A 7,393-nucleotide genomic window follows, 5' to 3' on the forward strand; every position below is an offset into this window, starting at 1 on the left:
TACCTGACCGCGCGAGTCGCGCGGGTGCCACGTCCGTGTCAGGAGGACACTTCATGAGCAGCAGGTCCCACCTGCTCAACGACAGGACAGCGGAGCGCTACCGGCGCTCCCTCACACACGGCGTCGAACGGGTCGCCGCGAGACTCGCCCGCACCGAGCAGCCCTTCACCGGCGTCACCCCGGCCGAGCTCGCGCCCACCGTGTCCGCCGTGGACCTGGAGAAGCCCCTGGGCACGGCGAGCGAGGCGCTGGAGGAGCTGGAGCGCGTGTACCTCCGCGACGCCGTCTACTTCCACCACCCGCGCTACCTCGCGCACCTCAACTGCCCCGTGGTCATCCCGGCCGTGCTCGGCGAAGCCGTGCTCTCCGCCGTCAACTCCTCCCTGGACACCTGGGACCAGAGCGCGGGCGGCACCCTGATCGAGCGGCGGCTCGTGGCCTGGACCGCGCAGCGCGTGGGCTTCGGCGCGTCCGCCGACGGCATCTTCACCAGCGGCGGTTCGCAGTCCAATCTGCAGGCGCTGCTGCTGGCCCGCGAAGAGACCTGCCGCCTGGTGCGCAAGAACTCCGAGACCGCGCTCAGCACCCCGCAGATCCTGCCGAGGCTGCGGATCCTCACCTCCGAGTGCAGCCATTTCAGCATCGAGAAGGCCGCGGTGCTGCTGGGGCTGGGCGCCGAGGCCGTCGTCCCGGTGCCCTGCGACGAGCAGCGGCGGATGTGCGTGGACGCGCTCAGCGAGCAGCTGGCCCGCTGCGAGCGGGCCGGCGAGACGGTGATGGCCGTCGTCGCGACCGCCGGCACCACCGACTTCGGCAGCATCGACCCGCTGCCCGCCGTGGCCGACCTGTGCGAGCGGGCGGGCGCCTGGCTGCACGTGGACGCCGCCTACGGCTGCGGACTGCTCACCTCGCGCCGCCGCCGAGGGCTGCTGGCCGGCATCGAGCGTGCCGACTCGGTGACCGTCGACTACCACAAGTCCTTCTTCCAGCCGGTGAGTTCCAGCGCCGTCCTGGTCCGCGACGGGGACACCCTGCGCCATGTCACCTACCACGCCGACTACCTCAACCCGGCGCGCAGCGTGGAGCGTGAGATACCCAATCAGGTCGACAAGTCGCTCCAGACCACACGGCGGTTCGACGCGCTCAAGCTCTGGATGACACTGCGGGTGATGGGCGCCGACGCGCTCGGCGAGCTGTTCGACGAGTGCGTGGACCGTGCCGCCGAGGCCTGGCGCCTGCTGGACGCCGACGAGCGGTTCGACGTCGTCGTCGAACCCCGGCTCTCCACACTCGTCTTCCGCCACCTGCCGCGCGGCGCGGACGCCGCGCTCACCGACCGGGCGAATCTGCACGCGCGCGACGCGCTGTCCGCCTCCGGCGAGGCCGTCGTCGCCGGCACCGTGGTCGACGGCCGCCACCACCTCAAGTTCACCCTGCTCAACCCGGAGACCACGACCGCCGACATCGCCGCGGTCCTGGACCTGATCGCCGCACACGCCGACCGGTACGCCGCCGAGCACGGCGCGGTCCACCCGCCCGCCCTCAGCACCGCCCCGGCATGCTGACCGATCCGACACGGAGCCCCCACGTGACGCCCTCCAGCGCCAGTCCCGCCGACCCGCCCGTCCACGATTTCGTCGCCATCGGCGTGGGTCCCTTCAACCTGGGCCTCGCCTGCCTGACCGCGCCGCTGGCGGAGCTCGACGGGATCTTCCTGGACGACAAGCCGGAGTTCGACTGGCACCCGGGCATGATGCTGGACGACAGCACCCTGCAGACCCCGTTCCTCTCCGACCTGGTCACCCTGGCCGACCCCACCTCGCCGTTCTCCTTCCTCAACTACCTCAAGGAGTCCGGCAGGCTGTACGCGTTCTACATACGCGAGAGCTTCTACCCGCTCCGTGCGGAGTTCAGCGACTACTGCCGCTGGGCGGCCGACCGTCTGGGCGACACCGTGCGGTTCGGCCACCGCGTCACATCGGTCGAGTACGACGAGGCCGACGGCCTCTACACCGTGCACGCCGAGCAGCTGCCCGGCGGAGAGCACCGCGCCTTCCGCGCCCGGAAACTCGTCCTGGGCACCGGCACCCCGCCGCACCTCCCCGGGCCGTGCCAGGACCTGGGCGGCGATCTGCTGCACAACTCCCGCTATCTGGAGCACAAGGACGCGCTGCAGCGGAAGAAGAGCATCACCCTGATCGGCAGCGGCCAGAGCGCGGCGGAGATCTACCACGACCTCCTCCAGGACATCGACACCCACGGGTACTCGCTCACCTGGCTCACCCGCTCCCCCCGGTTCTTCCCCCTCGAATACACCAAGCTGACGCTGGAGATGACCTCCCCGGAGTACGTGGACTACTTCCACTCCCTCCCGGCCGACACCAGGGACAGCCTGGTGGCCTCCCAGAAGAACCTCTACAAGGGCATCAACTCCGAGCTGATCGACGGCATCTTCGACCTGCTCTACCGGAAGAACCGCCGCGCCCCCTGCCCCACCCGGCTGATGACCAACACCGCGCTCACCGACGCCGCGTACGACGAGTCCGCCGGCACCTACACCCTCGGGCTGCGCCAGGAGGAGCAGAAACGTGACTTCAGCCTCACCACCGAGGGGCTGATCCTGGCCACCGGCTACCGCTACCAGCAGCCGGACTTCCTCGGCCCGATCACCGACCGCATCGCATGGGACACCCAGGGCCGCTTCGCCGTACGCCGCGACTACAGCATCGACACCTCCGGTCAGGAGATCTACGTGCAGAACGCGGAGCTGCACACCCACGGCTTCGTGGCCCCCGACCTGGGCATGGCCGCCTACCGCAACTCCTGCATCATCCGCGAGCTGCTCGGCCGGGAGGTCTACCCGGTCGAGAAGTCCATCGCCTTCCAGGAGTTCACCGCACCGGCGGACACCCCGGCCGCACCCGCCGCGGCCCCGGAGGGAGCGCTGTGACCACCGCCGACGCCACCGTCTTCACCCGCACCGACGAAGCACTGGGCACCTTCTCGCTGCGCCCCGTCGACCCGCTCGCCGACACCGGGCTGCTGCACCGCTGGGTGACGCACCCCAAGTCCGCGTTCTACCTGCTGCAGGACGCCACACTGCCCGACGTGGAACGCGAGTTCATGAGCATCGCGGCCTCCCCGCACCACGACGCCTTCCTCGGCCTCCACCGGGGAGAGCCCGCCTTCCTCATGGAGCGCTACGACCCCCGGTACGTGGAGCTGGCCGGGCTCTACCCGCACCGGCCGGGCGACGTCGGCATGCACTTCCTGTGCGCGCCCACCGAGCAGCCCGTCCACGGCTTCACCCGCGCGGTCATCACCACCGTCATGGCGATGCTCTTCTCCGACGCGGACACCCGGCGCGTCGTCGTCGAACCGGACGTCCGCAACACCGGCGTGCACGCCCTCAACGAGGCCGTGGGCTTCCGCGTCGACTCCACCCTCACCAAGCCGGAGAAGGAAGCCCTGCTCAGCTTCTGCACCCGCGAGCAGTTCCGGACCGCCACAGGAGAAATCCCCGCATGACGCTCCCCCTCACCCCCCGGCCCACGCAGCCGCACGAAGCGGTCACCCACCTCACCCCCGAGCGCTGGGAGCGGGCGACCCGGCTCCTGATCCGCAAAGCCCTCGCCGAGTTCAGCCACGAACGGCTGCTGGACCCGGCTCCGCTGGACGGCCAGGAGCACCGGTACGCGGTCCGCTCCGACGACGGCGCCACCGAGTACCGCTTCACGGCCCGCCGCTCGGCCCTCGACCACTGGCAGGTCGACGCCGACAGCGTCACCCGGCACCGTGCGGGCAGCGAACTCCCGCTGGACGCCCTGGCGTTCGTCACGGAACTGCGCACCACCCTGGGACTGGGCGAGGAGATCCTCCCCGTCTACCTGGAGGAGATCAGCAGCACCCTGGCCAGTACCGCCTTCAAGCTGGCGGCCACGCCCAGGACCGCGGCGGAGCTGGCCGCGGCCGACTTCCAGACCATCGAGTCCGGGATGACCGAGGGCCACCCCTGCTTCGTCGCCAACAACGGCCGGCTCGGCTTCGACAGCGCCGAGTACCGGGCCTACGCGCCCGAGGCCGGAGCGCCCGTACGGCTGGTCTGGATCGCCGCGCACCGCACCCGCACCACCTTCACCACCGGTGCCGGCCTCAGCTACGACAAGCTGCTGCTCTCCGAACTCCCCGCCGCCACCCTGCGCCGCTTCTCCGCCGCCATGGCCGAACAGGGCCTGGACCTGGACGACTACTACCTCGTCCCCGTCCACCCCTGGCAGTGGTGGAACAAGCTCTCGGTGACCTTCGCCGCCGAGATCGCCCAGCGCTCGCTGGTCTGCCTGGGCCACGGCGACGACGCGTACCTGGCCCAGCAGTCGATCCGCACCTTCTTCAACTCCGACCACCCCGAGAAGCACTATGTGAAGACCGCGCTCTCGGTGCTCAACATGGGCTTCGTCCGCGGTCTGTCCGCCGCCTACATGGAGGCCACGCCCGCCATCAACGACTGGCTCGCCGAGCTGGTGGCAGGCGACGACATCCTGCGCGGCACCGGCCTGGGCCTGCTGCGCGAACGCGCCGCCGTCGGCTACCACCCCGCCCCCTACGAGGCGGCCGCGCCCAAGGGGTCCCCCTATCTCAAGATGCTGGCGGCCCTCTGGCGGGAGAGCCCGGCACCGTTCCTCGGCGAGGGCGAGAAGCCGGCCACCATGGCGTCGCTCCTGCACCTCGACCGCGACGGCGACTCCTTCGCCGCTGCCCTGGTGCGGCAGTCGGGCCTGGAGCCCACCGAGTGGCTCCGCGCCTACCTGCACGCCTATCTGACGCCGCTCCTGCACTGCTTCTACGCCTACGACCTGGTGTTCATGCCGCACGGCGAGAACGTGATCCTGGTCCTGGACGCACACGGCGTGCCCCGCCGCGTGCTCTTCAAGGACCTGGCCGAGGAGGTCGCGGTGATGAGCCGGGACGCCGAACTGCCGCCCGAGGTGGAGCGCATCCGCGCGGACGTCCCGGAGGACATGAAAGTCCTCTCGCTGTTCACCGACGTCTTCGACTGCTTCTTCCGCTTCCTGGCCCCAGCCCTCGACACGGCGGGCACCCTGGACGAGGACACCTTCTGGTCGACGGTGGCCGACGTGGCGAAGGACTACCAGAAGTCCACCCCGGAGCTGGCGGACCGGCACGCCCGGTACGACCTGTTCACCGACGAGTTCGCCCTCTCCTGCCTCAACCGCCTCCAGCTCCGCAACAACCAGCAGATGGTCGACCTCCAGGACCCGGCCGGCGCCCTTCAGCTGACGGGGACCCTCCGCAACCCCCTGGCCCGGTACCGGTAGCAGCGGACCCCCGGCACAGCAGCAGGGCGGACCCCTGGGGGATCCGCCCTGCTGTCCTGCCGTCCGTATGTCCTGCCGCCCGTCCTGCCCGTCCGCCGCCCGCGGCGGCGGACGGGCACCCGGTGCTCAGTCCTCGGCGGGGGGCTCCTCTTCGGCGTCCTCGTCGAGGGCGTCGATGAACTCGACACCGTCCAGCTCGGCCAGCCGGTCGGACGCGTCGGTCACCCCGCCCTGGTCGGCCTCCAGCGCCTTGGCGAACCAGTCGCGTGCCTCGTCACTCCGGCCCACCTCCAGCAGCGCGTCCGCGTAGGCGTACCGGAGCCGGGCCGTCCACGGCTGCGCCGACTGGGAGGCCAGCTCCGGGCTCTGCAGCGTGACCACCGCGGCATCCGGCTGCCCCATGTCCCGCCGCGCTCCGGCCGCGACCAGCCGCATCTCGACCTGCCCGGCCTTGTCGAGCTTCTGCACCTCCGGCTCGCCGGCCATCGCCAGCGCCTTCTCCGGACGGCCCAGCCCACGCTCGCAGTCGGCCATCACCGGCCACAGGTGCTGGAGCCCCGTCATCCGCCGCGCAGCACGGAACTCGGCGAGCGCCTCCGCGTACTTCTGCACCCCGTACGCCGCGAACCCGGCAGCCTCCCGCACCGAGGGGACCCGCGACGCGAGCCGCAGCGCCACCTTCGCGTACGCGTACGCCTGCTCGGGGTCCTCGTCCAGCAGCCGCGACACCATCACCAGGTTCCGGGCGACGTCCCCGGCCAGTGTCTTCGGCAGGCTCATCAACTCCTGCCTGACGTCCTTGTCCAGCTCGTCCCCGGTGACGTCCTCGTCGATCGGCAGGCGCCGCAGCGGCTCCCGCTCCGGGCGCCGGTCCCGGTCGCCTCGCCCGGCGTACGGCCGCTCCCGGTCCCCGCCCCGGCGGAAGCCGCCGCCGCGGTTGTCGTCGCGGCGGAACCCGCCGCCACCCCGCCGGTCGTCACGCCGGTCGTCACGGCCGCTCCTGCGGTCGTCCGGACGGCCGTACGGCCGCCGACCGCCGCGGTCGTCGTCCCGGTGCGGACCACGGCCGCCCTGCGGGCGCCCGGCGCCCCGGGGCTCGCTGCGGTCCCGGCCGTCGCGACCGTCGTCGCGGCTGTCCCGGCGGAAGGGTGCGCGACCGCGGTCGTCCCGCTGCGGCCGGTCGCCCCGGTATCCACCTCGCCGCTCCTCGCCGCGGCCGTCACGTCCCCGGTCATCGCGGGTCCGGTCATCGCGTCCCCGGTCATCGCGTCCCCGGTCATCGCGGGTCCGGTCATCGCGCCCCCGGTCGTCACGGCGGGGCCGGTCGTCACGTCCCCGGTCGTCACGGCGCGGACGCTCGTCGCGGCCACGGCTGTCGCGGCGGTCATCCGGCCGGCCGTCCCGGCGGTCGTCCCGGCGGAAGCCCGAGCCGCCCTGGCCGCCCTGCCGACGACGGTCGTCCCGGTCACGGCTGCCGTAGCCCCGCTCGTCACCGCGTCCGCGGTCGTCCCGGCGGCGCTCGTCGTCGCGCCGGTCGTCGCGCCGATAGCCCTGCGAAGAGCCGCGCTCCCCGCGTCGGAACCCCCCACCCGCACGGTCGCCGCCTTCGCGACCGGGGCCGCGGGTGCGCTCGCGGCCGTCGCCGCCGCGCGGGCCGGACTGCCGCGGCCGACGGTCGGCTCGATCGCGATCGTCTGACGAGCTGGGGGACATCGGTGACTCCTGTCTGCGGTACCTGCGTCTCGATTCTCGCGCAGGTGGTGGAACAACGCTCTTCGGAAAGCCGGGGACAACAAAAAAGCCCTTGGCCTCCAGCGCATGCACGCTGGAGGCCAAGGGCCATAAAGATTGTTCGGCGGCGTCCTACTCTCCCACACGCTCCCGCATGCAGTACCATCGGCGCTGAAAGGCTTAGCTTCCGGGTTCGAAATGTGACCGGGCGTTTCCCTCACGCTATGACCACCGAAACTCTGTTCAAGGTGAATGGGATATAAGTATCCCCACCTCGGAGTCTCTAAGCGAACAAGCACTCTCTTCAATTGAAGTGCAGTTGTTGC

General features: G+C 71.3%; 6 protein-coding genes and 1 rRNA gene. 5 read left to right on the forward strand and 2 right to left on the reverse strand.

The annotated features are described in order from the left end of the window. The first annotated feature begins 53 nt into the window (after window positions 1-53). Genes A949_RS0100695 through A949_RS0100710 form a run of 4 tightly spaced genes read left to right on the forward strand, consistent with a single transcriptional unit; the run spans window position 54 to window position 5,336 of the window. Window positions 54-1,565, forward strand: a complete 1,512-nt coding sequence (locus A949_RS0100695) for a pyridoxal phosphate-dependent decarboxylase family protein (RefSeq protein WP_019354084.1) — start codon at window positions 54-56, stop codon at window positions 1,563-1,565. Continuing rightward, window positions 1,559-2,950 (forward strand): SidA/IucD/PvdA family monooxygenase, encoded by a 1,392-nt coding sequence (locus A949_RS0100700; RefSeq protein ID WP_078565299.1) that lies wholly within the window; start codon window positions 1,559-1,561, stop codon window positions 2,948-2,950. The genes A949_RS0100695 and A949_RS0100700 overlap by 7 nt, the downstream gene beginning before the upstream one ends. After that, window positions 2,947-3,528, forward strand: coding sequence for a GNAT family N-acetyltransferase (locus tag A949_RS0100705; RefSeq protein WP_019354086.1), 582 nt, complete (start codon window positions 2,947-2,949; stop codon window positions 3,526-3,528). Before A949_RS0100700 ends, A949_RS0100705 begins: the two co-directional genes overlap by 4 nt. Further along, window positions 3,525-5,336, forward strand: coding sequence for an IucA/IucC family protein (locus tag A949_RS0100710; protein ID WP_019354087.1), 1,812 nt, complete (start codon window positions 3,525-3,527; stop codon window positions 5,334-5,336). The genes A949_RS0100705 and A949_RS0100710 overlap by 4 nt, the downstream gene beginning before the upstream one ends. A 126-nt stretch (window positions 5,337-5,462) precedes the next feature. Here A949_RS0100710 and A949_RS38665 read toward each other — a convergent pair whose 3' ends face one another. Further along, complete coding sequence (locus A949_RS38665) at window positions 5,463-6,176, reverse strand: tetratricopeptide repeat protein (protein WP_070032443.1); 714 nt, start codon at window positions 6,174-6,176, stop codon at window positions 5,463-5,465. Between the two features lie 213 nt (window positions 6,177-6,389). Between A949_RS38665 and A949_RS38670 the strand changes: the two genes are divergently transcribed. Next, complete coding sequence (locus A949_RS38670; RefSeq protein ID WP_019354089.1) at window positions 6,390-7,034, forward strand: hypothetical protein; 645 nt, start codon at window positions 6,390-6,392, stop codon at window positions 7,032-7,034. 152 nt (window positions 7,035-7,186) lie between these two features. Here the strand turns inward: A949_RS38670 and rrf are convergent. Further along, window positions 7,187-7,303 (reverse strand): 5S ribosomal RNA (rrf, locus tag A949_RS0100725). Window positions 7,304-7,393 lie beyond the last annotated feature (90 nt).

The sequence above is a fragment of the Streptomyces sp. AA1529 genome (genome assembly GCF_000280905.1).
GTDB lineage: Bacteria > Actinomycetota > Actinomycetes > Streptomycetales > Streptomycetaceae > Streptomyces.

What these genes read in the sequence shown, in the direction of transcription:
- A949_RS0100710 (WP_019354087.1), top strand. Translation starts at nt 3,525, where the DNA reads ATGACGCTCCCCCTCACCCCCCGGCCCACGCAGCCGCACGAAGCGGTC.
- A949_RS0100700 (WP_078565299.1), top strand. Translation starts at nt 1,559, where the DNA reads ATGCTGACCGATCCGACACGGAGCCCCCACGTGACGCCCTCCAGCGCC.
- A949_RS0100695 (WP_019354084.1), top strand. Translation starts at nt 54, where the DNA reads ATGAGCAGCAGGTCCCACCTGCTCAACGACAGGACAGCGGAGCGCTAC.